This window comes from Rhizobium sp. ZW T2_16, from assembly GCF_044987325.1.
Taxonomy (GTDB): domain Bacteria; phylum Pseudomonadota; class Alphaproteobacteria; order Rhizobiales; family Rhizobiaceae; genus Neorhizobium; species Neorhizobium cellulosilyticum.
Window position 1 is genome coordinate 1 of record NZ_JBJDRG010000004.1, and the last position, 26,444, is coordinate 26,444.

A 26,444-nucleotide genomic window follows, 5' to 3' on the forward strand; every position below is an offset into this window, starting at 1 on the left:
GAGAGCATTATGGCCAGCGGCCTCGTTCTGTGCCGCATCCAAAGGCCGGACACATGGCAGCTCCGACCAGCAACGTGCAAAAAGTCGACAAAACTCTTGCCAAACCGGAGCCGTCCACACATGGCGCAGAGCCGAAGATCGCCGTCGGGCCACAAGGGACTTCCAGCAAATCAGCACTTGGTGGCGACCGTCCCCCATCCGTCATATCTCAAGTTGAAACGTGACTCGATTTTCAGTGCAATCACAGTCAGGCGGTCAATTGTGGAAGGCAGCGCATCCGAGTGTACGGATAAGTCGATAGCCGTGGTACCGTCCGGTATCTGCACAGACTGGATGACAGTTAATCCGAGGTCCGCAGACTTGGCCGAGAGCCCTGATGTTCCTGACGCGGACCCGACGAAGCGAAGGTCAATTGAGCGGACTGCGGCGGCGCAATCCCCATTTCGGTGCAAGCTGGAGAGTACGTCCGCGTCAGCCGCTCGCTCAGCCCTCAACCGCACCTCATCCACCCCGATAGGGTCGAGAATTGTCGCCATAACAACACCGAACAAGATACCTTGAAGCATTCCTTCCAGTAGAGCGCTTCGAGCCTCGATGCAACTGATGTGACATTCGGAGGTCCGTCAATAGCGCTTTCGGGCCATGTCGACCCGTGGCACTTCACGCGGCTTATTCGGTAACAACGGCTGAATAACAGTCCACTCGAAATCCGTGACATCAAACCGGAGACGGGTCATGACAGGCCTCCAAATCAAGGTTTCAGTGAATCAAAGACATACCCGTATTTGAACCCCGTTTCTTAGTGTGCGGCTAGTTCGGGAGAGATGGCGAGACAATCGTCGCCCAGTCTCGAAATGCCTCAAGAACTGATCGAAGGTGAAGAGGACCGCCAACACCGTGAAATACGTTATTCTCCGTCCAGCATGTCCACCAGTCGGCTTCGTCCTCGTAATTATAAGTGATCCGTTCGAGTGTCCGACCATCGCAGTCTGTCCCGGCGAGATTGATCGTCAGTGACCAACCAGGATTGTCAACCGTGCTGATCGACGGACCGAAGCCGTGTTCCCAGTCACCGTCACACTGCGCTTCGTACCAGCGCGAAAACCAGTCTAAAACATCCATTTGACAACGCTACCTGAACCTGAACAGCATCCAACTGAGAATAAGCGACCACACACTGTCAGCTTAGAATCCCAAGTTTATGAGTTTACGACCTAAACGTTGGTAGCCTGATAAGAGAGGAGCGGCAATGACCGCTAGTGGCGCAAAACGGTCAAACCGGCACGACGAAGATGTTAGGGTGCGGGTGTTTAATCACTTGGTTGCAGGCGCGACAGTACTGTGCTGCTCTGATCGCGTTCATCTTTAGACAGGCGCCCGAATGCTAAGCCCGTCCTCGGCATCCGACGTACTTCGCCGGTTTGACCACTTCAATGACTCAGTCCTCGGGGCAATATCGGTTGACTATGCGGAGCGCACTCTTCCGCATATCCAAATCACGCTGACATGCCAAGACGACGATGCAGACGAGCCGACATGGAGATCTTGCCGGATCGACTTCCACAATGTTCGTGAATTTAGGATCGAGCAGCGCGCCAACTCAACCCAAAGCGTGATTTCTTTTGGAATAGCGATCACGATTGAAGGCGGCATCACGTTTGTCGACTTTGACTGCCTAGGCGATACAGAGCGTACGGTTGAACAGGTTCGCTCCTCTGATTTTTACATCGGCGCGGAGCGCGTTGACTTCAGCGTTATCTAGCGACGGATATCAGGGTGCGGGCTTGCGTTGTCCGCGCCTCTGGCTCAATTCCCAGCGCCTATCTAGGCACATCCGATTAACAATCGACCTTCATAGAAGCGAAATGCACACCGACATCATCCGCTACATCCCTATCGACTTCGACATCAACGCCCCGGCCACTGCGGCTGAGATCGATCGTCTCGTGATGGAGCATGACCGAATGACCAACGCTGATAAGCTTACTGTTTTCTTCTCGATTGCTGGACGCCGCGACCTCGTGAAACTTGTATTCCCCCACGTCGTACTGTTTCGCGTAATCGAGGAATTGCATCTTCCATTAGAGGAGAGCGACATCCCACGGGTTGGAGCGATCGCAAACCACTTCGCATATAAGATCCAAGGAAGTCCGTTCTGGGCGGCGCAGCGAGAGGTTTTCGAAACCGCGCTTCCCGGTTCGGAGCACTACCGTTTTGTCACCGGTGGACAGTGCCTCGACGTCGTTTCTCGCGATCAACCGCAGATCGTGTGGCAACGTACTGATCAGGAGTGACGTGACCGGCTGATGTCAGGGCGGTGGGGACCGCTTTCGGGCCCTTTGCGGTCATGATACAGGTTGCAAAAACCGCATCAGGCAATAATGATTTCGACATGGCAATTTGGCAATTCGCTTTTGATCTAATGCCGTCGTCGGCCGCAATCATTAATGGGGCGGCTGCCGCACGAATGACGCGAGCGCAGCTTGAGGCTGTTAATCAAGACTTTTCAAGTCCCACAATAATGCATCTGTTTGAGCGATTGAACTCAATGATGCCTGAGAAGACATCTTGGAGCCCGAGCTTGCGTATATGGGGTGATGAGAAGACAAACGATGTGCAAGTCGTCCTTGGAGAGCCCGGTATTGAAGGGGTGCAATTTCGTTTGGACGTTGCCAACCTTTCTATGCCGCTTGTGGCGCAAATTTGCTCACTTGCGCAGGATACAGCATGCGTGTTGGTAACGCGAGACGGCGCAATTGTCCGACCTAATGGGACTTCGCTCATTCGGGCAGTCATGCGTTCAAACGCGGCGCGATATGTCCGTGATCCGGAACGTTTCATACGGGAATTCGCCGCAGGTAATCCAGAACAAATTTAAAGCAAGGCCTTTGCATCAACGCCTGCTTTCGGCCGAGGCTGTGTAAAAACTCGATTCTGATGTAGAATCATCTTCGTCGATCGGAGGTGGCAATGTCAGGCTATATCGAAGGCATCAGTCGCGATCAGGCTACGCTGTTTCCGGACCGCCTTGAGGATTGGATCGACGAAGATCACCCTGCTCGGGTGATCGAGGCATTTGTTGATGCGATGGATTTGGCGGGGGCCGGTTTCGGCCGCATGTCGCCTGCGCAAACCGGACGCCCCTGTTATCATCCTTCGGTCTTACTGAAGCTTTTCATCTACGGCTACCTGAACCGCATCCCCTCAAGTCGAAGGCTGGAACGTGAGGCAGGGCGTAATGTTGAAGCTATGTGGCTGACCGCGGCGATCAAAGGTAAACGAGACCGTCATAAGGCATTGCTCGACGAACTGGATCGCTCGGGTGAAGACCAGATTTCGTTGACCAATCCGGACGCCCGGGCGATGGCGCGGATGACTAAAGTCGCCGTCGGTTACAACGTACAGCTCGCCGTGGATGTGAAGCACAAGCTGATCGCCGAACAGGAGGTCAGCAGCCAGGTTGTCGATATGGGCTTGCTGACCCAGACAACGGAGGCGGCGATGGACAATCTCGGCGTGGACGAAATCAACGTTGTGGCCGATCGCGGCTACTTCAAGGTTGAAGACATTGAGGCTTGCGAGAAAGCTGGTATCACGGCCTATGTTCCCAAGCCACTCCGGGGAGCAGCGGTCCGAGAAGGCTTCTTTTCCAAGGACGAGTTCCGTTACGACGCAGAGACCGATGTCTACATCTCCCGGCCGGACAGCGTCTTTCTCCACGCTACGAGAAAAAGACGCGTGATCTGAAGCTGGTCGAATACTGCAACCGCGACGCTTGCCGATCCTGTGACCTCAAGCAGCACTGCACGAAGGGTGGGGCGGGTCGAAAACGAAGCGGTGCTGGACCGGATGGCAGCGCGTCTGCCGCCAGGCCAGAGGTGTTGAACCAACGACGCGAAAGCGTTGAACACCCATTCGGGACCATCAAGCAATGGATGTATCAGGGTGCCTTCCTGACGCGAAGGCTGGAGAACGTCCGCGGTGAATTCAGCCTGACGGCGCTCGCCTACAACATTCGCAGAGCCATCACCCTCGCAGGCGTTCCCGACCTGATCGCCGCCGTCAGAGCTTGAGGAGAGCTTGGCGACCCAAAAAACAACATCATCGCACTAAATGAGTCTACCAAGTACGATCAGAAAGAGATTCCAGGCCAGCACCAGCCGAGGCGCCAAAGTTTCCACCCTGACGGCCCAAGCTGACGCTAAAACTCGTCGGGTCTAACCTTTTGACACGCTCTACCTAGTTTTGCGACACCGCGTAAGTCAGGCTATTAAATCGCGCGAAATTCGGGAATTTTGCGACAGGGAGCGCCCCGTCAGTGCGGTGCTCGGACCATCATGAGCGCAGCCGCGAGTGTGGTGTCGCGGCCACCAGCCAGATCGGCGCAAGTCGGCGCGGCGACTACGTCGGGCATAAGCGATCCCGCCGGCACCATCTCGCGTGCGATCTCCGGTGGTGTCAGAACGGGGTCGGGCTTACCTTCTGCCCAATCGTGCCAGCCGTCCGAATAGCGGATCAAAAGGCCTGACTGCGGGAATAGCTCGGTGCCACCCTCGGCGTGAAAGGCTGCCGCGTCTCCCATCTCCTCGCCGACGAGACGACCGCCCGCGCGGAATTTCAGCAGCGCCGCGGCGACGAGCGCCGCCGAGAAGGTGAACTTGTCGATCAAAACCGCGAGCGCCGCCCCGGGAGCGACCTCTGGCAGGTCGCGTGCAAAGGTGGCGGCGCCGAAGAAGTCGCCGCCCGGGTTGCCGCGCAGATCGACAACGAGACGGCGGGTACCCCGAATTTGCGTCGCGATGGCCGAGAGTTGCGCCACGGTCGCCGCAGGCGGAGCGACGCCGAGATCGCCGATCCGGACATAGGATACTTGCCCTGCAAGCTGACGGAGGAAGGTCCCGCGACCTTCCGTGCCGGCTTCGCCGATTCCCCGGGCGATCAGCTGGTCTGCAACTCCGCGCTCTCTCATGGGGTAGAGCGACTCTGCCGGGACCGTATCGATGGCGCCGAAATCAACCCGATCCCCGCCGACGGTCGCAAAGCTGTAGACCGGAGCAGTCGGAACGTCTGTTGCCAGCGCTACAGCGGGCGGCCAGGCCAGCATGAACCCGGCCAAGTGCCCGCGCTCTCTGATCCGTGCCAGCAAGGTAAGGGCGAAGCCTAGCGAAGATTTCCGCGACCGATATGCCGTTCACCGCAAGAAGCCGAGCGCCCGCTTGCAGTCCCTCAACGAGGCAGGGCCCATCTGCCAGCCACACAAGGCGTATAGGCGCCACCTGGACAGCAATATTGGCGATGGCACGGCTGTGGCCATTCCGGCCGAGCGCCAGCGTTCTCATCGCTTCCAGCCGGAAGCTGTCGATCGTGGCCGCTTGGGCAAGGCGCGCCTCGGCGGCATTGAGTTCAGCCTCGGATACGCCTTGGAACGCGGTGTCCTTCGCGGCGATTTCTCGGATACGGCGGGCTTCGTGAGCGAACATGCTCACATTTAGCAGTCCTGAGCGCAACTTCCCAACTCTTCGGCATGCTACCTCAGTCGATTATGGCTGCTAATGGCGCGATGCGGAAGACAGCCTCCGGCCCTAAGCGGCCGTCGGGATGAAACGCTATTTAGCTAAACATGAGGAGCTGAACTCAGAAACGGCTCGCCCAGCAACAATGCCAGTCATGAACACTCCCGTTTCGGCGTAGCCTATGACAGACACTTTCGATGGTGGCGTGTTACCGAATGCTGAGCCAATGGCAGTCGCGTCATCAGCCGCGAGTGGTGCCGTTAGCAAGATGTCCGGGCCGCCTTCTCCGTCCTTCAATACCGCAGATTCAAGCCAACTAAGGTCGCGCCCTCGCTTAACGAGAGCCAGCTCAACCTTCTGTTCCTGATTGCCTATGAACAGCGAGGCAGTATCTCGGCCTGTTTCGATAGCCCGCCGGGGGCCCGGTAGCCTTGTTGTTAGGACCAGATGCAGCGTCGAGTTCTTGGAGCAGATGAGGTCCAACGATGCTGCTGTTTTTTCAGGGGCTTGTCGCCCTATTTTTAGAACTTCTTGAATGATGATGGGATCGGCTTTGGCACTTAGGCGAGCTGTTTCCGCTGCAGAGACTTGGTCAGCCGATATCAAGAGGCAAACCGCCTGAACGCAAGCTCTGAGTGTTGATGTTTCCAATCGCGTCGTCCATTTGGCTGCCCACATGTCATTCTAGGTTGGACTGCCAATGACCGCAATTGGCGCAGAGCGGCCGACAAAGCAATTCTTCGATGTCAGGGCGGTGGGGTGACGCAGCCCCATTTTCGCATCTTGCCCGTCGGCTGAGAGGACGTTAGTCCAACCAGCATTCCAACGCCGAATAATGAAATTCTGCGAGAGTTCTACAGTTTCACCAAGGCGCATTGCATGTCACTTTACAAGCGAGCGATGGTATACGGAACACTATCAACAGTCGGATTCCTGATCGTGGGTCCTGGCAGTTTCATGATCTACAACGCGTATGGTATCTGGGCGGCATTCGCGGTCGCACTCAGTTACCTTCTCCCCGAAGCAATTGTTCTCCTCTACTACTTCAAGTGTCCGACGTGTGGTACATCGATATTCTGTCCAAGTGGGACGCGCTCACTTTGGAACACCGAAAAGGTTTCCTATTATCCCCGTCAGACGACCCCCGCTAAGTCCTGCGCCAAATGTGGACGAGATCATTCCTTGTACGAAACAGCGTAAACGGTGCCAGATGTCAGGGCGGTGGGCCGCTATCGGGCCCGAAGCAGACAAATTGCGCTATCTGTTCATGTTTCGCAGAGCGCTGACAAAGAGGCCGTCGATATAGTCTTGGCAACCTAACCGAGTTGCCGATTCGTCTAGTTTTCTTCGAATTTCTTCGGGCGGCCTGCTTGATGCAATTCCATTGGGCACGTTGTGGAACACGTCCGCCAGAATTTGCGCTTTTCTTAGGTTCTCAGCTGCTCTGATTTCTATTAACGCATAATGCAGAACCGTTAGAATGACTTCATAATCTGTGACCTCTGATGGCACCGTCTTACCTCTGATCCATTCTGTCCAGGTGGGACGCGTTCGCTATGGAAAACTGAAAAGATTTCCTATTATCCCCGTCAAACGACACCGGTTAAGTGCTGCGCCAAATGTGGAAGAGATCATTCCGAACACGAACCAGTGTAGATGATGTCAGGGTGGCGGGTCGGCTTTCGGCCCCGAAGCGGACTCTGCATCCCTTTCATGGGCGCTGCGGTGCCTTGCGGAATAATCGGTACAGCCCAATACCGTTGAGTATCACAAGCATTCCGCAAAAGAACATGATGAAGCCCCCAAACATACCTGCCCCGAAGCCTACAGGGCCATCATAAAGGTTGGCATCAAAGCCCGCAGAAATCGGGTCCATAATCCATCTGAACCAAAGATATGTGCCGATCACTTCAGCGCCGTAGAAGGCGGCCGCTGCTAAACCACCTATCCTCCGCTTAATGAAAGCGATCATGGCGTGAAAGATTAAAGCGAAAGGGCTAGATACCAAAAAAATGATAGACAGAACGATGAACGGTCCGGCGATATAAACGAGAGTGTCTTTCAAGATGGGCCTCTTGGTTCACACTGTACGCCGCAAGATAAAGCTATTCATTCCGTTACCGCAATGTCCGGTGTTGGCGCTTCTGCGTCATGTCGGATTGCCGCCCATTGGCGACCTCCCCAGCAGCAGCCCGAAATGGAGGGCGTCGCTGGATTTCCCGCTAAACAACGGCAGAGTTGAACATTCGTGACGAAGGCCTGAGGATATCAGGCCTCCGCCATTGCGGCTAAAGCGGTCCACTCGTCGCCAGAGGCTTCCACGATTGCTCTCGATCCGCCTCGTTGGATAGATCGATGATTACCACCGTGCCGGTTTTAATATGCCGCCGCATTGCGTTGGCCCGGTCAGATGTTGCCTGGAGAAAACCGTCTTCGTTCAGCTTCTGAAGGCGCGAGCGCGAAATCTTCAACTCCGACGCAAGCAAACGATCAAGGCGTATACTGGTCGGGATAGGAGTTGCCAGGTCGATCACCAATTTTGTCCAGCCCTCAGCTTCACGTAGCGTGGCCTTTTCGATGGCGTAATCGTCAAACTCATCAACCCTTTGCGCCTTACGCTTTAGAGGTTCGAGGTTAAACGCCTCTGCCCGGACCCACTCAGGATCGTTGGACTGCAACGCTGCAAGGGTGTCAGGATTGATGTCGCGAACATTCTGCCGCCCGAAGATAGGTCGGTTCCATGTCTTCTCGCATACAAGGCATTTGTAGATAAGCCATGCATCGAGCTTGCGGCCATTGGCGTTGAGCCGGATTTTGCCGCTAGATTGGAATGCTCTCAAGCCACTACATCCGCTGCATGCGATCCACGGCTGGGGAGGTTTTGTGGGTATAAGGGTCCATTGGACCTGAAGTATATTGCACATGCCGTCTTGGTCTTCCGTTCGGAAGTCCACCAAGATGGTGCATGAGAAACCCCGTATTGGGCGCGGTGTTGGCGATGCTATTGGGCGGCTGAAGAGCTGAGACAGCAGAGCTGCACTGGCACATTTTAACAATGCCAAACCGGTCTCTTGCCACCACCCGATGAACACAGTCATACGCCGACAGCATTATTGCTATCAGGACGTACGGGTGAAACTGGATTGAGACCGGTATTTACTTAGGCAAAGTCTACCTCGATGCGCCAACGCTCTTCAACCAAAGCGATACCAAATGACCGCTTTGATTTGGAGTCCCCCGAGGACAGCGGACGCTGAAACCTGTGGTGTTGCGGCTTTTTTGCAACTTCCGATAATGCCATTTGATCATGCTGGTCGTTGGATACCCAGACGACGCATCTCCCGATAGACAGTAGAGCGCCCAAGACCAAGCTGCCGGGCGGCTTCCGTCGGAGAGGTTTTCGCTTCGATAAGTTTGATTTCTGCTTCGACCCTTTTCATGTCGAGAGGCTGCCGGCCTAGCAACTTTCCTTTTACCCGTGCTGCCGCGATACCGTCCTTGGTACATTCGGAGATCAACCTGCGTTCGAAATGAGCGATGACCCCGAAGACATGAAAGATCAGGCGCCAGAACCAAACTTGAATGGCAAACCGGCGTCGCGACGGCGCAACCGCAACTCCTGCCTACTGCAGTCTCAGCTTCAATCTGGCGTAAACCAACAAAACCAGATAGCCGGCGGCCGACAGAACGAACGGCCCGCGAAGAGCCAATTCGCGCCCGGCCTCGTTCTCGATCAGCGACACCAGTATCCCCGCAGCGACAGCACCAAGAGGCATCGATCCCCAGCCGAAGAAGCGGTAAATGCTGTTTACCCGCCCCAGCAGTTCTGCCGGAATGCGGCGCTGGCGCCATGACACGGTGATGACGTTCCAAAGCATGGATGCCGCTATAAACAAAGCCATTGCTGCGCCGACCACCCACGTCGTGGAGCTGAGACCAATGGCTGCGTGTGCAATCCCCCACGTCAGGAACGAGAGGTAGAGAGCGGCCTGAACCCCAATCCGTTTCGTGATAAGCGGCGCTCCCAGACTGCCAGCTACCGCGGCTGTCGCAGCCATGGACAGCAAGAACCCATGCTCAGCGGCAGACAGCCCCAAGATCTCCTGGGAGAACTGAATAGTGATTGTCGTCGCCATCGAGAACAGAAAGTTCACCATTCCCAAGGTCACGGCGAACCTAAACAGGAGGCGATCTTTTCGCATCCAGTTTATGCCCTCAAACAATGCCGGCCAAAACCGCGCAGAGTTCGTCAGTTGAGGGGGCAATGTAATTAGCCAGACCATGCCGGCTGCAAGCACCAGCACCGCGGCATCCAGGCCAAAAGGCACTGCGATACCCAGCCCGATCAGTACGCCTGCGAGAGGGGGCCCAATGAACTGGCCCATCAGTTGCTCTGCGCTCCACATCTGACCATTGGCAACCTCCAGATCTGCTGATGCGACAATAGACGGCAAAATTGTTTGAGCTGCGTTGTCCCGCATTACCTCGGCAGATCCGAGAAGAAAGGCAAGGGCGGACAGGAGCCACACAGCCCCGGCCACCGGCTCGCTCAAAGCGAGCATCATGATAGCTGTTACGATGCCCGCCCGGATCATGTCTGCACGCGCGATCAACTTGCGGCAATCAGTTCGGTCAATGATCACGCCTGACGGCAGGGCAAACAGCAGCCAAGGCATACTGCCGGCAGCTGCTACAGCAGCAATCGCGAGCGGATCGCGTGACATCAGCGTAGCGAGCCAAGGCAGCGCGAGGACAATCACTCCGTCGCCAAGGTTTGTAAGCGTTCCCGCCGTCAGAAGGAGGCGATAGTTTCGGTTACGAACCAAAAGCGGCATTGCCATCTTGAAATGATCCCCTTCGCGGTTCCCAGCAGCCTAAAGGGTGACTCGGCATCGTCAATGGAGATCATCCCGGATTCGTCGCCATAAATTTGGAAATACCGACCGGGTGGGGACGATCGACTTCACTCCATCAAGTTCTCGTCCACTTCTTCAGCTTGTGACATAGCGGCTTCGCTTTGTACGGCGTGTCTGCTCAGCAAGCCGGCGTCCTCCAGCGCTTCAATATTTGGCAAGTCGCGCAGAGTCTCCATACTGAAAGCCGAGAGAAAGTGCTGCGTGGTCACGTAGGTATACGGCGCCCCCGGCGTCGGGCTGCGCGGCCCGGAGCCGATAAAACCCGCGCCACGCAGATTACCGATGGTGTCGCGGCTGACTTCCTTGCCAAAAATCTTCGACAGGTCACCACGGGTGATCGGTTGAAAATATCCCACCGCCATCAGCACCATCGCCTCGAACTCCGGCAACGCCGCCCCTCCTCTTGTCGGCGCCGAAGACGCGCGGATGGTGTCGGCGAACCGCGGACGCGTCCGATGCTGCCAGCCGCCTGCGACCGACAACAGTTCATAGGGCCGGGAACTCAGTTCCTCGCGCAGATCATCGATGAGCAGATCGATGCTGCAGTCTTTTCCGACCACCCGCGCCAGCGTCTCGCGGCTGACCGGCTCGGCGGAGGCAAAGATCACCGCCTCGATCCGCATCATCCATTCCCGCCAGCGCATCTCCGCCGGCAGATCCTCCAGCTCACGATCAAACAAGCGTTCGCTTGCGACCTTCGTCCTTTCCTTACGAGTTTGCTTGGCAGCATGTGATCCGGCCATCGTCATAATCCAAAGATCCGGAAAGCGGAGCGGCCGGAGAGCTCGCGCACCGCCTCGAAACTTTCGAGACGCTCGAACAGCCGGTTCGCCGCCCAGCGCGACAGTTTTGAGCCGGGCGCGGAGGCCGGCACGGCATCCTCGGTCAGCAGCCGGCGCACCACCGGATCGGCGCCTTTGGTCCGTATCTTCGGCGCCACGGCCAGCAGCCTTGCGGCGCGGCGATCGATTTCGACCGCGGAGCGAAGCGCTGCCTCGACGCCATCGACCAGCGCCAGGCAGATCGCTTTCGGGTACGCGGGCTCTCCCGGTCGAACGCGACCGCGACCACCGATGGTGCGGAACGCCGGGCCAAAACGCTCGGGGAGCAGTAGCGGCACAGGTTTCGGCCAATTCAGCTTATGCGCCAGCACAACCTCGCCCAGCCCAAGGGCGAGCACCTCGGCGTCCGGGCGAAGGGTCGTAATTGCCAACACAAGCTCAGCAACTGCGAGGGGTGCCGCGCGCCCGGACTGGATCGCGGTATCGATCAACTCCGAAACCTGGACAAGGCTTTCGTCCCATCTCATCCCCAGCAGCGCGGCAAGCTCCTTAACGAAGGATGTGGCGATCGTCCCGGTTCGACGCACCAGCATTCGCATGGCCAAAAACATGTTGCCGGCCGGTCCGGGATCGTCGCCTGCAGACGTCAACAAAACCGCGTCGCGGATGGCGGCTTCTTCCTCGCCTCGCCCGAGCATTCGGGCAGCGACAGCTGCTGATTTGAGGGCAAGGCGATCGCGCCAGCAGCCGAGCCATGGCGGGTCGGCGCGGATCAGATCGTCGAGCGATTTCAGAGCGATACCGGCAGAGAAGGCCGCGTCGCGCTCGTCGACGTCGCGACCGCGCGCCACCGTCCAGCCCGGCAGGTTCGCCGACCATGTTGGTGATGAACTTTGCGCTGTCGTGATCGAATCCATGTCCGACAACATAGATCAGGCGCGCGGTTTATACCAGCCATATTGACGCAAACCGCACAGCCCGTTGGTGATGTAAAACGTCCGATAATCTTGCATTATCGGACGTCGTCGATATGGTTACTGGATAGTCCGCGACGCCAAGATTTTACCTCTAAACATGCACTCCGTGGCTTTCGGATGATTGAGAACAGTGCTATTTGTGGCTAGACAGCCTAGCTAGATCGGAGCGGATTCATGGATTGGCAGCTGCAGGACGCTAAAAACCAATTTTCGAAAGTAGTGCAAAAAGCCCGCTTTGAAGGCCCGCAAGAGATAACCGTGCGTGGCGAGCGGACGGCGGTTGTCTTGTCCGCAAAAGACTACGACGCCTTGCGCGCAGGGCGACCGACTTTGGTCGATGATCTGCTTGCCGGTCCGCCTTGGGATGACGCCTTCACCGACACGGTCGACGCACGGGCCAAAGTCTCAAGCCGCGACGTGGCCTTCTGATGTATCTAGTGGATACGAATATTGTCTCGGAGGCAAGGCGGGGCACTCCACAGGCAGTGTCGTGGCTGCGCTCGGTCGATCCTCTCAGCGTCCACTTGAGTGCGCTGACGCTTGGTGAGATCATGCGCGGTATTGCCTTAAAACAAAAAACAGATCCCAAGGCTGCGGGACATCTTGCCGAATGGCTGCGCAAGCTGCGCCACGATCATGCTGACCGCATCCTTACCGTGACCGACGAGATCGCAGTCGAATGGGGCCGCATCGCCGCGATCCGTCCGCGCGGAGACATCGACGGGCTGATCGCAGCCACTGCAATCGTCCATGACCTGATCCTCGTCACTCGCAACGTCAAGGACTTTGAGGACACAGGCGCAGCCGTGATCAATCCATGGGAAGCGTGAGATGAGCAACATCCTCGGTGGACAAGCTGTGGCGGACGAGCCTTCCATTTCCAGAGCAGAAATCTCCTCCCCTGCCCCACAACCGGGGTCCAGCCTGTCGGGCCACCTGCAAGACCTCACCGATCGCGCTCGAAGCTACGTCGAGGCAGCCAGCTCGATCAACACTAGAAAAGCCTACGCATCCGACTGGAAGCACTTTTCTGCCTGGTGCCGTCGCTCCAGTCTTTCCCCCCTCCCCCCACATCCGGCGACCGTCGGTCTCTACATCACAGCCTGCGCCTCGGGATCCGTTGACCGCGGAGCAAAAGCAAATTCCGTTTCGACGATTGAGCGCCGCCTCTCTTCGATTTCGTGGAATTATGCGCAACGCGGCCTGAGCCTCGATCGCAAGGACCGGCATATCGCCATTGTCATGGCCGGCATTCGAAACAGCCATGCCCGCCCACCGGTCCAGAAGGAAGCGGTCATGGCGACCGACATCATCGCCATGCTAGAAACACTCGATCGCGGCACCCTGCGTGGCATGCGCGACCGGGCGATGCTGCTAATCGGCTACACTGGTGGACTTCGACGGTCAGAGATCGTTGGCCTTGATCTGAAAGCCGATCAGACCGAGGACGGACGCGGTTGGATCGAGATCCTCGACAAAGGCATGCTCCTCACCTTACGCGGCAAGACCGGATGGCGAGAGGTCGAGGTCGGCCGCGGCTCGGCCGATGCAACCTGCCCGGTCGCCGCGATCGAAACGTGGATCAAGTTCGCCAAGCTTGCGCACGGTCCCCTCTTCCGTCGGGTCACGGGACAGGGCAAAGCGGTTGGATCGGAGCGCTTGAACGACAAGGAAATCGCCCGCCTGGTCAAGCGCACCGCCATGGCTGCGGGTATTCGAGGCGATCTGGCCGAGATCGAGCGTCAGTTCAAATTCTCGGGCCACTCCCTGCGCGCGGGCCTCGCCTCGTCTGCCGAGGTCGACGAGCGATATGTGCAGAAGCAGCTAGGCCATGCATCAGCCGAAATGACCCGCCGGTACCAGCGCCGGCGTGACCGCTTCCGCGTGAATTTGACCAAGGCTTCAGGGCTTTAGCTGGCCCCTCCCCTCCTCCGCATGAAATCGTAAGCGGAGATTTTAGTGTCGGAATTCTCGCTTAGCGCTTCAATTGAAATCGGGAGCTAAAAGCCACAGCATGGGTGAAAACACGCTTCGCGCGCTCACCTCCGATCTTGCCTATTTACAGGCCTGGTCGCTGGCGGCCACGGGGAAGTCTTTGCCCTGGCCGGCGCCCGAGGCGCTGCTGCTGAAATTCGTGGCGCATCATTTGTGGGATCCGGCAAAGCGCGAAACCGATCCGGAGCACGGAATGGCGGCAGCCGTGGAGCAAAGCCTCCGCAACCAGGGTTTTCTGAAGGTGACCGGCCCGCATGCGCCTGACACCGTGCGCCGGCGGCTGGCCAGCTGGTCGACCCTGACGAAATGGCGCGGGCTTTCCGGAGCCTTCGCCTCCCCTGCCCTCAAGTCGGCCATTCGTCTCGCTGTACGGGCCACGCCGCGACCACGCAAAAGAAAGAGCGCCAAGGCGGTCACCGGTGATGTGCTGGCCAAAATGCTGGCGACCTGTGCGAGCGGCAGCCTGCGCGATCTCCGCGACCGGGCGATCCTGATGGTCGCGTTCGCCTCAGGTGGACGCCGGCGCAGCGAGATTGCTGGACTGCGTCGCGAGCAGCTAACGGTCGAGCCAACGATCGTTGTCGAAGGCGGCCCTCCCCTCCCCTCGCTTGCCATTCGTCTCGGACGGACGAAAACATCCGGTGCCGATCACGACGAGGTTGTCTATCTTACCCGCCGGCCGGTCGAGGCGCTTGATGCATGGATGACGGCGGCAAAGATCGAGGCTGGGTCTGTGTTCCGAAAGGTCGATCGCTGGGGCAATGTGTCCAAGCGGGTGCTGGATCCGAAATCGGTCAACGATATCGTCAAGCAGCGGGCGGCGATGGCTGGGTTGGAGCCTGAGGAGTTTTCGGCACATGGGTTGCGGTCGGGATATCTGACCGAGGCAGCTAATCGTGGGATCCCGCTCCCCGAGGCGATGGAGCAGTCACGGCATCGATCGGTGCAGCAGGCATCGAGCTATTACAATAACGCGACGCGGCGAAGTGGGCGTGCGGCACGACTTCTGTGATATTCGCAAAACGCTGGCTTGTTGACCATGGGGCGAGGCAGCCGCAGAATAATTCTGCATCTTTTGATGCAGCGTAGCGAACTATAACTTTCAATTCTGGGACGGCCCGCTCTGGAGATCGGGGGATCCTGAAATCTGCAAAGCGCTTTGCGCAATGTCTCGAACATACTTTCACGACCAAGGATAGCTGTCATTGGAAGAAATCATCGGTTCAGTTGGGGTGTTTTTCATTTTGATCAGTGCGGCGTTCGGTGTCATGTGGCTTTGCCCGCGGCTTCCGGCTCACCACAGAGACGACGAGACAAACACCATCGTCAGGCTGATTGCGAATATTTTTGCGATCATGACGTCGCTGGTGTTCGGACTGATGATCAATTCGTCGAAGGCGACCTATGAAACGATTGACCGCAATGTTCATTCCTACGCCACCCAGATTATCCTTCTTGATCGTAGCTTGCGGACGTATGGCTTGGGTGCTGTCCAAGCACGGCAAAGCCTGAAAGACTATTTAGCCGCGGCAATCGATGCGCCCGAGCGTGCCAACCAAGCACCGGGCTCCAGATTGGCTGAGCAACGACTTGCAACTATTGGCGATCATCTGGCCATGCTCCAACCGGCCGACGGATATCACCTTTCCCTGATAACTGAGGCGCAGCGCCAGTATCGGCAGATCGTCGAGCAACGCTGGTCCATAGTAGAGCAATCCGAGGGGATCATTCCTACACCGTTGATCGTCATGCTGATCGCCTGGTTGACGTTGATCTTCGCGTCGTTTGGATATCGCGCACCATTCAACCCAGTGATAGCAGGCATGTTCGTCGTCTCTTCTGGTCTCGTGGCGGCGTCGATCTATCTTGTCCTGGACATGGACATTCCATTTGCTGGCGCGATTCAGATTTCAGATGCTCCCCTCAAAAGAGCGCTTGTCCAGCTTGAGCTCTAATCGATGAGATCGCCGCGGAAATTGTCGCAGTGGGCGCGCGCGGCTGCTCTAGTGGGCGACCGGAACAATCGATGTCGCCGAGCTGTTTAGCCTATGTGCCGCTGCACCTCCCGTAGATCTCACTTCATAGACGACTGAAAGAGCGGCGAACCAACGCTTTCATGCTGCCGTTGGATGTAAGCGCGTCAACCGCAGCACCGCGTTGCCTTTGTCCCCAGCACCCTGTTGGGGCCGCTCTCTCCGACAAGGAAGCCGGAATATGACTGACGGCAAAACATTCTCGCTCAGCGCCAATGGAGACAGCTGGTCGCTCGAGACCGATCCATCGACAGGTCAGGCGATCGTTCTTCACACAGCGAACGCATCGTCTGGCGGACATGAAACCAGGAGCACCATAGATCGGTTTCTTGAGGTGAGCGTCGGCAAGCCCGAGCACGACTCGCTCCTGCAGATCCTGGGCAGGACGGAAGATCTTGACCCGCAGCCCAACGATAGTTTGCAGACACCATCTTACGATACAGCGATGGGATATCTGGAGTTAGGTGGCAGACGGCTGGCGAAAGTGGACGACAACATCGCCAATAGTCGCGAATGGGAAATGGACCCGATGGACGCTGACGCATTCTGGCAAGCGAACGTCGAGGCCTTGGGCGAACGCGAGAAGCGTGAGGTCTTTCTCCATCCGCCGTCTATCAGCGATGCGGACACCGGCGAAGGGCGTCAAACATTGCGGAGCCCTACGCAGGAGACACGCGACACGTCAGCCGGTGGCGTCCAGCGGCAGAGGCAATCCGGCGGCAGAGACGATAGGCCTGCAGGTGAAGTGGCCAAACCAACCGACCAGCCCGCGGGCGGCCCAGAAGCTGCCGAGCCTTTGCCAGAGTGACATAAAAAATGGCCCGCGTTTGCGGGCCATCACTCATTCTGTGGCAGGAACGATCAGGTCTTGTCGACGACCTTTTCCACCGCGTCCTTGGCTTCACCCTTGGCCTGCTGTGCATCACCCTTTGCTTCCTGGGCGGCACCCTTTGCCTGGAGCTTGTTGTTGTCGGTGGCGCCGCCAACGGCCTGCTTTGCCTTGCCGGTCATTTCATTCGCCTTGCCGGAAACTTTATCAGCTGTGGAACCCATAATGGGATCTCCTGTATCGAGCGGGGACGCACGGTCTTCCAAGTCGCTATCCGGTCATCTGCCGGGGAAGTCCATTACCAGACCGTTTAACGATCCGCTTGATGAGTGAACACTCGGGGAGCCACATCGTTCCCAATTCAGCTGGCCAACTCGCGAAAGGACGGCTTTTGGTGAGCAACCAACACTGTTTACATGGACGAGCAACCGGAAACGCAATAGTCTGAGGAGACTTTCCATCCGAACCTCGAGAGGTGGCAAGATCCTCTTGATGGAAAGCCAATGTCAGTTCTCAGCAAAAACAACGTGAAAGCCGCCGGCTCAGGCGATCGCACCATGGTCTTCGCCCACGGGTTTGGCTGCGACCAGACCATGTGGCGGTTCGTGGCACCTCATTTTGAGCAGACTTTCAAAGTCGTCACCATGGATCATGTCGGTGCTGGCCAGTCCGATCTGTCAGCGTACGATCCTGTAAAATACGCATCTCTCGATGGCTATGCCGCAGACATCGTCGATCTCTGTCATGAGCTCGGGATCCGAAATGGAATCTTTGTCGGACACTCGGTGAGCGCGATGATTGGTGTAGTCGCGTCGCTCAAGGCCCCTGAAATCTTTGATACACTGATCATGGTTGGCCCCTCCCCTCGATACATCAACGACGGTGAGTACGTTGGTGGATTCGAGCGATCGGACATAGACGAGCTGTTGGCCTCGTTTGCGGACAATCCTCTCGCGTGGTCGGCGACCATGGCTCCGGCGATCATGGGTAACGCCGAGCGGCCAGAGCTTGGCCAGGAGCTCACACAGAACTTCTGCCGGACTGCCCCGCAGATCGCGCTTCAGTTTGCGCGTGCCACGTTCACATCCGACAACCGTGCCGATCTGCCTAAGGTGACCGCGAAAACTCTGATCCTTCAATGTCGCGACGACATTATCGCCGGGGAAAACGTCGGCGAGTATGTTCGAGACCACGTCGCGGGCAGCAAGCTCGTCCTTCTCGACGCCACCGGACATTGTCCTAATCTCAGCGCACCCAACGAAGTCACGAGGGCGATCATGGATTTCGTTCAAACATCGGGATGACGGAGCGGCAGGCTAACCTCGATTACAAGCAACTATTCGACGATGCGCCATGCGGCTACCTTCTGGTCGCGCCCGATGGGGTAATTATCCAAGCCAACAACTGGATATCGTCACTTCTCGGATATCCATCCGGTGGGATTGATGGGAAGCGGCTGCGCGATATTCTCAGCATTGCCGCACGCATTCTTTACGAGACCAATCTTGCACTGCTGCTGAGGCTGCAGCAGGGCGTAAGTGAGGTCACCATTGATCTCAAGAGACGCGATGGAAAAGCCATTCCCGTGATCATGTCTGCTTCGCAGACCTTGATACGGCCGGTCTACCTGACACGACGCGTATTGCGTTTGTGCTGGCTGCCGAGCGCCGGTTGTATGAACGAGAGCTGGTCAGCCAGCGAGACAGTGCCGAAGAGGGATTTCGGCAGGAACAGGCGGATGGGGTTCTTCGGGAGCAGTTTGTAGCCATTCTCAGCCACGATCTCCGAAATCCCGTTGCGTCGATCACTGCGGCCACGCGTATGCTGGCTAAGGAAGCGCTTAGCGACCGGGGCAAACAGGTCCTTGGACTGATGCAAGGCAGCGCGCTGCGGATGTCGAGCCTGATCGAGAACATCCTCGACTTTGCTCGCGCCCGGCTAGGAACTGGTATCGGCCTGAGCCTGCAAACGGAACAGTCGCTGCAGCTCTTGATCGACCAGGTTGTTCAGGAACTGCGAGCGGTTCATCCTGATCATGAAATTCTCGCGTCCTACGAGCCTCTCCAGCCGCTAACCTGCGATCCCCTGAAAATCGGACAGTTGGTATCGAACCTTCTCGGCAATGCCTTGACCCATGGGGACAAGACCCAACCCATTCGCCTTGATTGTAAAACGAGACACGGCCAACTGCGCCTGTCCGTCGCTAACGGCGGCAAGCCTATCCCGGATGCAGTGATCCCAACTCTCTTCGATCCCTTTGTTCGCGGACAGTCTGAGGGCTACAAGGACGGACTCGGTCTGGGACTATTCATTGCAAAACAGATCGCAACAGTGCATGGCGGTACTCTGGACGTATCCTCAGGAGAGGACGAGACCATGTTTACCTTTACAATGCCGTTGAACGGACCAGGCGGGTCGGTTGAATACAGATAACAATCTGCGGCAGTAGAGCCCACCGAAGGCATTCCGGGTAATCCGGAACAAACGCGGGGATGCCTGCTTATGACCCTACACAACCAAGGTCAAAGATGGCATTCGATGTACTCATTCTTGAAAGATCAGGCACTGATAGCGATGGAGATCGAAGATCCTGTCCAGTCGCTCGGCTGTCATGTGGCCGGTGTCGCGGCATAGAAAGCCGATGTTGCGGGTGTCAGGGGTCTCTGACATTGGCCTCGTCGACATTAACTTTGCTCGATGGCGCGACGGGCCCAGAAATCGGAAAAAATCTCGCGCTCAATTGGGATAATGCCGGTCTATCGCTACCATATTTACCTTATTGGGCCGACTGCACTGCCAGTCTGGATTGAAGCCTCAGAACTCCAAGAACAAACCAAAGCACGAAGGAGGATGATGTGGCTGCACTAAGGTGAGCCATAGTCTGATCCAATTCTGTCGTTCAGCCGATCCAGAACCGCTGCTATCTTCTTCCATTTCGCTATATTCACGAATTCCCGCCTAGAACGGCCGCCACAGCGCCCTGCACATCATCTTCGGCCCTTCACTCGTACGCCACCGCGTTTGACGTCTCACGGGGCTGGATTCTTCACATAATACACGCTTGCTCACACATTCCTTATCTGTACAAAGCACCAGATACTCACGCGAGAAAGTCATGGCAAAACGACAGGCCGTCAATCCAGCGTCGGCCCCCAAACGTCGTATCGGTTATGCCCGCGTGTCGACCGACGATCAGGTCCATGATGCGCAGATGGACGACCTGCGCGCCGCCGGCTGCGAGCGGATGTTTCAGGAGCACAGTACTGGCGCTTCACGGGCCCGGCCGGTGTTGACAGACTGCTCGGAGATCTGACTGCCGGCGACGTGCTTGTCGTCGTCCGGCTGGATCCCCTTGCCCGCTCCATTAGCAATCTGTTGCAGGTGATCGAGGATCTTGAAGAACGCGGCGTTCGTTTTCGATCTATCGGCGATCCGATCGACACGTCCTCCCCGCAGGGGATGTTTTCCCTTCAGGTCCTTGGCGCCGTCGCCCAGCTCGAACGGGCACTGATCGCCGAACGGACTAAGGCTGGTATCAAGGCGGCAAAAGCGCGCGGCAAGCTGCCAGGCAATCCCGGGCTGCGAAAGCGGCGGTCGGAGGCGATCGAGGCGTTGTCGAAGGCACAAATACTAGATCATTCAGTTAGATAGCACAGTGGTCAGCTGACCACTGTTATTTCTCTTAAATAAATCGGCAAAAGCTTGCGCGCGTTTATCCCGCTCGCTCCGCCAAAGGCTCTCTTACATGCGCTTTCATAAGGGCCATGATCATTGGTCCGAGTGAGAATTCGCCACGGGTCGACCGCTGCGTGAGACTGCGTAAGTAACCGCCGGCTGAGTTAATCATGTTGGCTCTTTCGAGGATGCAGGCCACGGCGGTTGCTGCGTTTTCGGGTCCCACCGCCTCGCAAGCATCCTGATATGCGGACGGGGGTTATCCCGAGACGAGCGGATAACAACCTTGGCGGGCACAAGGTCCCGCCAGTTGCAGATGCCCTCACCAGGTCCGTAATCCGAAGTCTGAGGGCATGCCTTGTAGCCGAGTACATTTAATCCGTAATTTCAATGGCTTCTCTTTGAAAATTTTCGCTTGTCCCGATACTACCAGCAACCGCTCCTTGCTGATTCCGATGAAGCCGCCCCTTTGTTCCGAGATGATTGCGCCCCGTGATTCCGGGATGATCTCGCCCCCTTCCGAGGAGGTCTGCAGGCAGGTATTGTTGTCAATTCGTTGAGGCGACGTGTCAAGCGCTACGCGGCAGGTTTCGGCGCAGACTGTCGCCGCTTAACTCGACGCGATGGGCGTTGTGGACGAGGCGATCCAGAATGGCATCGGCATAGGTCGGGTCTCCAATGACGCCATGCCAGGCGGATACGGGGAGCTGGCTCGTAATGATCGTTGACCGGCGGCCATAGCGGTCCTCGAGTATTTCCAACAGATCGTGTCGCGCCGGTTCGTTGAGCGGTTCGAGACCCCAATCATCCAAGATCAGGACCTGGACATGACCCAGCGTACGTTGCAGCCGGGCATACCTGCCGTCGCCGCGAGCAAGCGCGAGCTGGGCAAACAGCCTTGGGACGCGCTGATAAAGAACAGAGCGATCGTCACGGCACGCCTTGTGACCGAGTGCGCAAGCTAGCCAGCTTTTTCCGACACCTGAGGGGCCGCAGATTGCCAGATTGTCGTGAGCATTAATCCAGTCGCCCCCGAGGAGCTTCATGAAGAGTGCGCGATCGAGGCCGCGTGCACTGCGATAGTCGACATCTTCCGGGGTCGCCTGGTGGCGCAGCTTGGCGAACCTGAGCCGGGCAGCAAGCTTGCGATCGTAGCGGGAACTCCATTCCCGTTCGAGCAGCAATCCCAGCCACTCAGCGTGCGAGAGATGTTCAGCTTCACCGTTGGAGATGAGCTCCCCAAAGGCCTTTGCCATGCCGGCCAGGCCCATGGCGTTGAGTTTGTCGAGTGTTGGATGAGCAAGCATTCTTCTTTCTCCTTAGTGGTAGTAGCGAGGTCCGCGGATGTTTTCGTGGTGGATAGGCTCATGCGAGGCTGGTCCATTGGTGGTGGCGGCTCGATCGAGATGATTGTCGAGGATGGAGCGCACCGAACCGTAGGTCCGGGCTCCGATCTCCAGCGCACGGCTGCAAGCAGCATTCACTCTGTCGCGCCCAAAGCCTTTGTTCAGACGGATAATTCCCATGCACGCTCGAAAGCCCTGCTCCGGGTGCGGCCGGTCGGTGAGGATCTTTTCGCATAGCAACGCAACCTCCGGCCCGATGGACGTGGCCTCGCGTTGAATGCGTTCGATCGTCCAGTCGGCAAAACGGCGGTGGGCCGAGGGCATGTGATCGGGGGTCGTCGTGTGCTTGCCGTTACCGCTGGAGCGGCGATGAGCGGCTATCCGTTCGCCTTTGTGGAAGATCTCGATCGTATTGGCGGTGATGCGCGCCTCGACTTGCTCGCGAGCGAAGCGATACGGGACGGAATAATAATGCCGCTCGATCTCGACGTGGTAATCCAATCCAGCACGTCGGATACGCCATTCCGCAAAGACATAGCGTTCCACAGGCAATGGCCTTAGAGCAGGCAGGTCGAGCTCTTCAAATAATTGGCGGCGCGTGACGCCGACCCGGCGGAGGACCCGCCTGTCGTTGAGATCATGCAGCAAGTCGGCGATCGCCGCGTTGACCTCGGCGAGATTGTAGAAGGTGCGATGGCGAAGGCGGCCCAACAGCCAGCGTTCGACGATACGAACCGCGGCCTCGACTTTCGCCTTGTCACGAGGGCGTCTCGGCCGCGTCGGCAGGACGGCGCTGCCATAATGCGCCGCCATCGCGCTATACGTCCGGTTGACCTGAGGATCGAAGTGGCACGCCTTGATGATCGCCACCTTGGCATTGTCCGGAACAAGCAACGCCGGCGCGCCGCCGAAGAACTCCAGCGCCTGGATATGGCATTCAATCCAGTCGGGAAGCGTTTCGCTCCAGCGCGCCTGGGCGTAGGAGAGGCTCGATGCACCCATAACCGCAACGAACAGGTGGGCCTGTCGTGTCATGCCAGACAATCGGTCGACTACGACGCTAACGGTGTCGCCGGCGTAATCGACAAACAGCTTGTCGCCGGCTGCATGATCCTGCCGCATCGTCACCGGTAGCTTCAACGCCCAGCCGCGATAAAGGTCGCAGTATCGACTATAGCGATAACCATCCGGATGAAGACCGATGTATTCGTCCCATAGGATCTGCAGCGTCACATGCTTGCGCTTCAGCTCGCGGTGGACCTGCGCCCAATCTGGTTCCGGCGCGCGGCGATGTCCTATCTTCGTCCCGGCCCCCCTGTAGAGGGCCGCCTCCAGGACTGCGTCGCTGACGTCGTCACCAAGGGGCCACGACAGGCCAGCAACCGCTGCACGCCGTAGCGTCTCGCGCACCGTCGACGGCGCAGTCCCAACCCGTACCGCAATCGACTTGTGCCCAAGTCCTTGCTCAAACCGATATCTCAGTATCTCGCGGACACGCCGCATCTCCACTCTCTCCGCAGGCATTGCGTTCCTTCCTCCTCGACCTCGAGGGAAGAAACTTCACACCTGCAGAACATCCTTCAAAGATGCCTCAAAAGGGGGCGGCATCATCTCGGAACGAGGGGGCGACATCATTTCGGAATCAGGGGGCGGGTTGCCTCGGAATTTGCACCGCTCCTCGCCGATCGGCATCATCTTCACGGGTTTGCCTGAACAGAAAGTCTCGGTCAACGAGATGGCCCGACAGCAGTGACGTTGTCGTTGAACTATATCTCGCGAGATCCATGGCAAAACCTCCCATGACAACGAGCCTCCTCAGTTCAGCGCTTTGCACGTCAGAACTTTACTTTAGATCGCGCCATGCAGTTCGCTGCATTTCGGGCATTGGAAGATGGTATCGACGTACGTATCCAGTTCTGCGATCCATGCGCGCCATGGCTGAAATGTGCGATAGAAAACGCAAGCGAGCGCATCCGCCGCTTCTTGCCGTCAGACCTCAAGGTTGATGTCCCAAGCAATGAACCAGATCGCACGCATTCTCAACGCAGAAAATGCCTAGGCTACAGGACGCCGACTGAAGCGTTCATGGCCAATTTGCAGGAAGACGCCGGCTCCCCTACCCTGCGAAATACACATGACGCACTTGGAGTAGCTTCTCCAGTGGGTGGTTTCGAGGATGTTTGCCCAAGGCGACTTAGCCATTCAGCCGCTAAAGCCGAGGCTCTTCGAAGCCATCTGTCCGGCCTCCAATAATATCCGAACATATGTGGATTTGCGGGCCGGATCGAAGCGGAATAGCGGAAATGAGATACTGATTGCTGCGATTGACTTTCCCAGATGATCGCGAATGGGTACAGCCATGCATCGTACTCCTACCTCACTCTCCTCCAGTTCCTCCGAATAACCGTCTTCGCGGATACGGATCAGCTGTTCACGCAGTGTCTGAACATCAGTAATCGTTTTCGGCGCCAGTTTCTCGAATGTCATCTTAGACAACCGCTCGGCGATTTCCGTTTCATCGCGATAGGCAAGCAACGCCTTTCCAAGAGAGGTGCTGTGCAACGGATTACGTTTGCCGAGCGGAGAGTTCATCGACAGGCTATAGGCACTGTCGTATTTGTGGATATAAGCGACGCGCTGTTCTCGCTCGTCCATCACCCCAAGATTTATGGACTCGCCAGTCTCACGAGAGAGCACGCCCATAGCTCGGTCTGCTGCCTGAAGCAGATGTGTCTGGCCACGCAGTGTGCGCGCGCCCAGTCCAAACAATTTCAACGTCAGCCGATATTTTTCGGTCTCATCCTCCTGTTCGGCATAGCCGAGATCAACAATTGTCTGCAGCAATCGGTGTGTGGTGGCCTTGGACGTCATGGCTCTTTGAGCGATATCGCCCAGGCTGGAGCGCCCTTCCTCAGCCAGCGTTTCAAGGACCGAAAAGACCTTCAAAACCGCAGCCACATTGTCAGATTTGTTGCGCGAGGCGTCAGACATCGATCACTCCAAAAAAAATAGAATTACATTTTGAAAATATTGCAGCACATTGTCAACCTCTGCCGCACCGACGAAAAATTCCTTCAAAACCTTAGTTCTTGCGGTTTGAGAGGTTTCTATCGATAAATCCTGAGCGCCCATTGCATTTCATTTTTTTGTATGCTTCCTTCAAATTCAGAATGAAATCGCGTTCCGATTTCGTGGCCGGGCGCGGAGGTCCGGCGGCACTGGAGGGAAGTATCTTTGACTATGCATGCGCTTCTGCGGCAGAAAAATTTCGTGGCGCCGAGACAGGAAGTCTTGGGCTTGATCCAGCGACTCGCGGATAATCTCGTCGCCATAGAAGACGAGACGGGCGAATTTCTGCTGCGTCTTGAAGATGGCCGGGTGATCGACACGAAGGGCTGGGCCGGTTGGGAATGGACCCACGGTATCGGACTTTATGGTCTGTTCAATTACTGGCAGCAGACCGGCGACCAGAAGGCGCTCGACATCATCACCTCATGGTTCGATGCGCGTCTGGCCGAAGGTACCCCGACGAAGAACGTCAATACCGTCTGCCCGTTCCTGACGCTTGCATGCCTCTATGAACTCAACCCGAACCCGGCCTGGAGGCCCTACCTGGAAACTTGGGCGGAGTGGGTGATGCATGAAATGCCGCGCACGAGCGAAGGCGGCATCCAGCACATCGTTTATAACAACGTCAATCATCAGCAGATGTGGGACGACACGCTGATGATGAGCGTCATGCCGCTGGCCAAGATTGGCCTGCTCCTTGACAAGCCTGAATATGTGGAAGAGGCGAAATACCAGTTTCTCATTCACACCCAGTATCTGGCCGACCGCAAGACCGGACTGTGGTTCCACGGCTGGACCTTCGAGGACAAGCACAATTTTGCCGAAGCGCTCTGGGCACGCGGCAATTCGTGGATCACCATCGCCATCCCGGAATTTCTCGATCTACTCGACCTGCCGGAAGGCGACGCGTTCCGGCGTCACCTGATCTCGACGCTGAAACGTCAGGCTGAAGCGCTGGCAGAACATCAGTCGCCGTCCGGTCTCTGGCACACGCTGATCAATGATCCGCAAAGCTATGTGGAATCCTCGGCTGCCGCCGGCTTCGGTTACGGGCTTATGAAGGCCGTGCGCAAGCGTTACCTCGGTCCGGAATATCTTCCCGTGGCGGAACGTGCGGTGAACGGTGTGATCGGCCATATCGATGCGGCCGGTGAATTGCAGAACACGTCCTTCGGCACGGCCATGGGATCAGATCTCGATTACTACCGCCAGATCAAGCTGACGGCAATGCCGTATGGGCAGGCGATGGCGATCCTATGCCTGTCGGAATATTTGCGTTCCTATATCTAACGACCAACCCGGGGGTTCC

At 57.2% G+C, this 26,444-nt stretch carries 28 protein-coding genes and 5 pseudogenes; 17 read left to right on the forward strand and 16 right to left on the reverse strand.

Annotation, left to right across the window (positions count from 1 at the left end; all coding sequences use genetic code 11):
- The coding region (locus tag ACI3K0_RS12955; RefSeq protein WP_404945530.1) for a hypothetical protein at positions 1-224 on the forward strand (224 nt) is incomplete at its 5' end.
- On the opposite strand, the gene ACI3K0_RS12960 is transcribed toward ACI3K0_RS12955, so the two are convergent.
- From ACI3K0_RS12960 to ACI3K0_RS12970, 3 genes and pseudogenes are all read right to left on the reverse strand, one after another.
- Positions 171-566 (reverse strand): ribonuclease E inhibitor RraB, encoded by a 396-nt coding sequence (locus ACI3K0_RS12960; RefSeq protein WP_404945381.1) that lies wholly within the window; start codon positions 564-566, stop codon positions 171-173. The two genes, ACI3K0_RS12955 and ACI3K0_RS12960, sit on opposite strands and share 54 nt — an antisense overlap.
- Positions 567-635: 69 nt before the next feature.
- A pseudogene (locus ACI3K0_RS12965) lies at positions 636-737 on the reverse strand (IS5/IS1182 family transposase); the annotation flags it as partial.
- 73 nt (positions 738-810) lie between these two features.
- The gene (locus tag ACI3K0_RS12970; RefSeq protein WP_404945382.1) at positions 811-1,122 is read right to left on the reverse strand and encodes an immunity 53 family protein; all 312 of its coding nucleotides are present in this window, start codon (positions 1,120-1,122) and stop codon (positions 811-813) included.
- A gap of 259 nt (positions 1,123-1,381) precedes the next feature.
- Between ACI3K0_RS12970 and ACI3K0_RS12975 the strand changes: the two genes are divergently transcribed.
- The 5 genes from ACI3K0_RS12975 (at position 1,382) to ACI3K0_RS12995 (ending at position 4,073) form a co-directional block, all read left to right on the forward strand.
- On the forward strand, positions 1,382-1,762 hold the full coding sequence (locus ACI3K0_RS12975; protein ID WP_404945383.1) for a hypothetical protein: 381 nt from the start codon (positions 1,382-1,384) through the stop codon (positions 1,760-1,762).
- Between the two features lie 103 nt (positions 1,763-1,865).
- Complete coding sequence (locus tag ACI3K0_RS12980; protein WP_404945384.1) at positions 1,866-2,294, forward strand: hypothetical protein; 429 nt, start codon at positions 1,866-1,868, stop codon at positions 2,292-2,294.
- Positions 2,295-2,347: 53 nt separating this feature from the next.
- On the forward strand, positions 2,348-2,878 hold the full coding sequence (locus tag ACI3K0_RS12985; RefSeq protein ID WP_404945385.1) for a hypothetical protein: 531 nt from the start codon (positions 2,348-2,350) through the stop codon (positions 2,876-2,878).
- Positions 2,879-2,970: 92 nt separating this feature from the next.
- Positions 2,971-3,747, forward strand: a complete 777-nt coding sequence (locus ACI3K0_RS12990; protein ID WP_404945386.1) for a transposase — start codon at positions 2,971-2,973, stop codon at positions 3,745-3,747.
- Between the two features lie 2 nt (positions 3,748-3,749).
- A complete protein-coding gene (locus ACI3K0_RS12995; protein ID WP_404945519.1) occupies positions 3,750-4,073 on the forward strand; it encodes a transposase in 324 nt (107 codons plus the stop codon).
- 242 nt (positions 4,074-4,315) lie between these two features.
- On the opposite strand, the gene ACI3K0_RS13000 is transcribed toward ACI3K0_RS12995, so the two are convergent.
- The 8 genes and pseudogenes from ACI3K0_RS13000 to ACI3K0_RS13035 all read right to left on the reverse strand — a co-directional run bounded on the left by ACI3K0_RS13000 (position 4,316) and on the right by ACI3K0_RS13035 (position 12,128).
- Complete coding sequence (locus ACI3K0_RS13000; RefSeq protein ID WP_404945387.1) at positions 4,316-5,104, reverse strand: hypothetical protein; 789 nt, start codon at positions 5,102-5,104, stop codon at positions 4,316-4,318.
- Positions 5,013-5,486, reverse strand: a complete 474-nt coding sequence (locus ACI3K0_RS13005) for a hypothetical protein (protein ID WP_404945388.1) — start codon at positions 5,484-5,486, stop codon at positions 5,013-5,015. The genes ACI3K0_RS13000 and ACI3K0_RS13005 overlap by 92 nt, the downstream gene beginning before the upstream one ends.
- A gap of 1,738 nt (positions 5,487-7,224) precedes the next feature.
- Complete coding sequence (locus ACI3K0_RS13010) at positions 7,225-7,578, reverse strand: hypothetical protein (RefSeq protein WP_404945389.1); 354 nt, start codon at positions 7,576-7,578, stop codon at positions 7,225-7,227.
- 223 nt (positions 7,579-7,801) lie between these two features.
- The gene (locus ACI3K0_RS13015) at positions 7,802-8,437 is read right to left on the reverse strand and encodes a DUF1062 domain-containing protein (RefSeq protein WP_404945390.1); all 636 of its coding nucleotides are present in this window, start codon (positions 8,435-8,437) and stop codon (positions 7,802-7,804) included.
- Between the two features lie 381 nt (positions 8,438-8,818).
- Positions 8,819-9,076 (reverse strand): annotated as a pseudogene (locus ACI3K0_RS13020) (recombinase family protein); the annotation flags it as partial.
- A 60-nt stretch (positions 9,077-9,136) separates the two neighbouring features.
- The gene (locus tag ACI3K0_RS13025; protein WP_404945391.1) at positions 9,137-10,354 is read right to left on the reverse strand and encodes an MFS transporter; all 1,218 of its coding nucleotides are present in this window, start codon (positions 10,352-10,354) and stop codon (positions 9,137-9,139) included.
- Between the two features lie 122 nt (positions 10,355-10,476).
- Positions 10,477-11,172 carry an SMC-Scp complex subunit ScpB gene (locus tag ACI3K0_RS13030; protein WP_206829544.1) on the reverse strand — a complete coding sequence of 232 codons (696 nt, stop codon included), beginning with the start codon at positions 11,170-11,172 and terminating at the stop codon, positions 10,477-10,479.
- Between the two features lie 2 nt (positions 11,173-11,174).
- Positions 11,175-12,128 carry a DUF1403 family protein gene (locus ACI3K0_RS13035; protein ID WP_404945392.1) on the reverse strand — a complete coding sequence of 318 codons (954 nt, stop codon included), beginning with the start codon at positions 12,126-12,128 and terminating at the stop codon, positions 11,175-11,177.
- A gap of 234 nt (positions 12,129-12,362) precedes the next feature.
- On the opposite strand from ACI3K0_RS13035, the gene ACI3K0_RS13040 reads away from it, so the two are divergent.
- The 6 genes and pseudogenes from ACI3K0_RS13040 (at position 12,363) to ACI3K0_RS13065 (ending at position 17,024) form a co-directional block, all read left to right on the forward strand.
- On the forward strand, positions 12,363-12,617 hold the full coding sequence (locus ACI3K0_RS13040; RefSeq protein WP_206829542.1) for a type II toxin-antitoxin system Phd/YefM family antitoxin: 255 nt from the start codon (positions 12,363-12,365) through the stop codon (positions 12,615-12,617).
- Complete coding sequence (locus ACI3K0_RS13045) at positions 12,617-13,018, forward strand: type II toxin-antitoxin system VapC family toxin (protein ID WP_206829541.1); 402 nt, start codon at positions 12,617-12,619, stop codon at positions 13,016-13,018. The genes ACI3K0_RS13040 and ACI3K0_RS13045 overlap by 1 nt, the downstream gene beginning before the upstream one ends.
- Before the next feature lies 1 nt (position 13,019).
- Complete coding sequence (locus tag ACI3K0_RS13050) at positions 13,020-14,102, forward strand: tyrosine-type recombinase/integrase (RefSeq protein ID WP_206829540.1); 1,083 nt, start codon at positions 13,020-13,022, stop codon at positions 14,100-14,102.
- A gap of 91 nt (positions 14,103-14,193) precedes the next feature.
- Positions 14,194-15,195 (forward strand): annotated as a pseudogene (locus tag ACI3K0_RS13055) (site-specific integrase); the annotation flags it as partial.
- A gap of 187 nt (positions 15,196-15,382) precedes the next feature.
- Positions 15,383-16,138, forward strand: coding sequence for a hypothetical protein (locus tag ACI3K0_RS13060; RefSeq protein ID WP_183688601.1), 756 nt, complete (start codon positions 15,383-15,385; stop codon positions 16,136-16,138).
- Between the two features lie 259 nt (positions 16,139-16,397).
- Positions 16,398-17,024 carry a hypothetical protein gene (locus tag ACI3K0_RS13065; RefSeq protein WP_404945393.1) on the forward strand — a complete coding sequence of 209 codons (627 nt, stop codon included), beginning with the start codon at positions 16,398-16,400 and terminating at the stop codon, positions 17,022-17,024.
- A 53-nt stretch (positions 17,025-17,077) separates the two neighbouring features.
- Here ACI3K0_RS13065 and ACI3K0_RS13070 read toward each other — a convergent pair whose 3' ends face one another.
- Complete coding sequence (locus ACI3K0_RS13070; protein ID WP_183688166.1) at positions 17,078-17,269, reverse strand: CsbD family protein; 192 nt, start codon at positions 17,267-17,269, stop codon at positions 17,078-17,080.
- A gap of 279 nt (positions 17,270-17,548) precedes the next feature.
- Between ACI3K0_RS13070 and ACI3K0_RS13075 the strand changes: the two genes are divergently transcribed.
- From ACI3K0_RS13075 to ACI3K0_RS13090, 4 genes and pseudogenes are all read left to right on the forward strand, one after another.
- Complete coding sequence (locus ACI3K0_RS13075; RefSeq protein WP_206827726.1) at positions 17,549-18,349, forward strand: alpha/beta fold hydrolase; 801 nt, start codon at positions 17,549-17,551, stop codon at positions 18,347-18,349.
- Complete coding sequence (locus ACI3K0_RS13080; protein WP_286194979.1) at positions 18,346-18,810, forward strand: PAS domain-containing protein; 465 nt, start codon at positions 18,346-18,348, stop codon at positions 18,808-18,810. Before ACI3K0_RS13075 ends, ACI3K0_RS13080 begins: the two co-directional genes overlap by 4 nt.
- A complete protein-coding gene (locus ACI3K0_RS13085) occupies positions 18,696-19,478 on the forward strand; it encodes a sensor histidine kinase (protein WP_404945394.1) in 783 nt (260 codons plus the stop codon). The genes ACI3K0_RS13080 and ACI3K0_RS13085 overlap by 115 nt, the downstream gene beginning before the upstream one ends.
- A 682-nt stretch (positions 19,479-20,160) precedes the next feature.
- Positions 20,161-20,672 (forward strand): annotated as a pseudogene (locus ACI3K0_RS13090) (recombinase family protein); the annotation flags it as partial.
- Positions 20,673-20,757: 85 nt separating this feature from the next.
- Here the strand turns inward: ACI3K0_RS13090 and repC are convergent.
- From repC to kdgR, 4 genes and pseudogenes are all read right to left on the reverse strand, one after another.
- Positions 20,758-21,080, reverse strand: a pseudogene (gene repC / locus ACI3K0_RS13095) (replication initiation protein RepC); the annotation flags it as partial.
- Positions 21,081-21,289: 209 nt separating this feature from the next.
- Complete coding sequence (gene istB, locus ACI3K0_RS13100) at positions 21,290-22,027, reverse strand: IS21-like element helper ATPase IstB (RefSeq protein WP_029869867.1); 738 nt, start codon at positions 22,025-22,027, stop codon at positions 21,290-21,292.
- 12 nt (positions 22,028-22,039) lie between these two features.
- Complete coding sequence (gene istA, locus ACI3K0_RS13105; protein ID WP_404945520.1) at positions 22,040-23,569, reverse strand: IS21 family transposase; 1,530 nt, start codon at positions 23,567-23,569, stop codon at positions 22,040-22,042.
- 699 nt (positions 23,570-24,268) lie between these two features.
- Complete coding sequence (kdgR, locus tag ACI3K0_RS13110) at positions 24,269-25,057, reverse strand: DNA-binding transcriptional regulator KdgR (protein ID WP_206827728.1); 789 nt, start codon at positions 25,055-25,057, stop codon at positions 24,269-24,271.
- 306 nt (positions 25,058-25,363) lie between these two features.
- On the opposite strand from kdgR, the gene ACI3K0_RS13115 reads away from it, so the two are divergent.
- Positions 25,364-26,425: a glycoside hydrolase family 88 protein gene (locus ACI3K0_RS13115; RefSeq protein ID WP_353654229.1), complete on the forward strand. Its 1,062-nt coding sequence runs from the start codon at positions 25,364-25,366 to the stop codon at positions 26,423-26,425.
- Positions 26,426-26,444 lie beyond the last annotated feature (19 nt).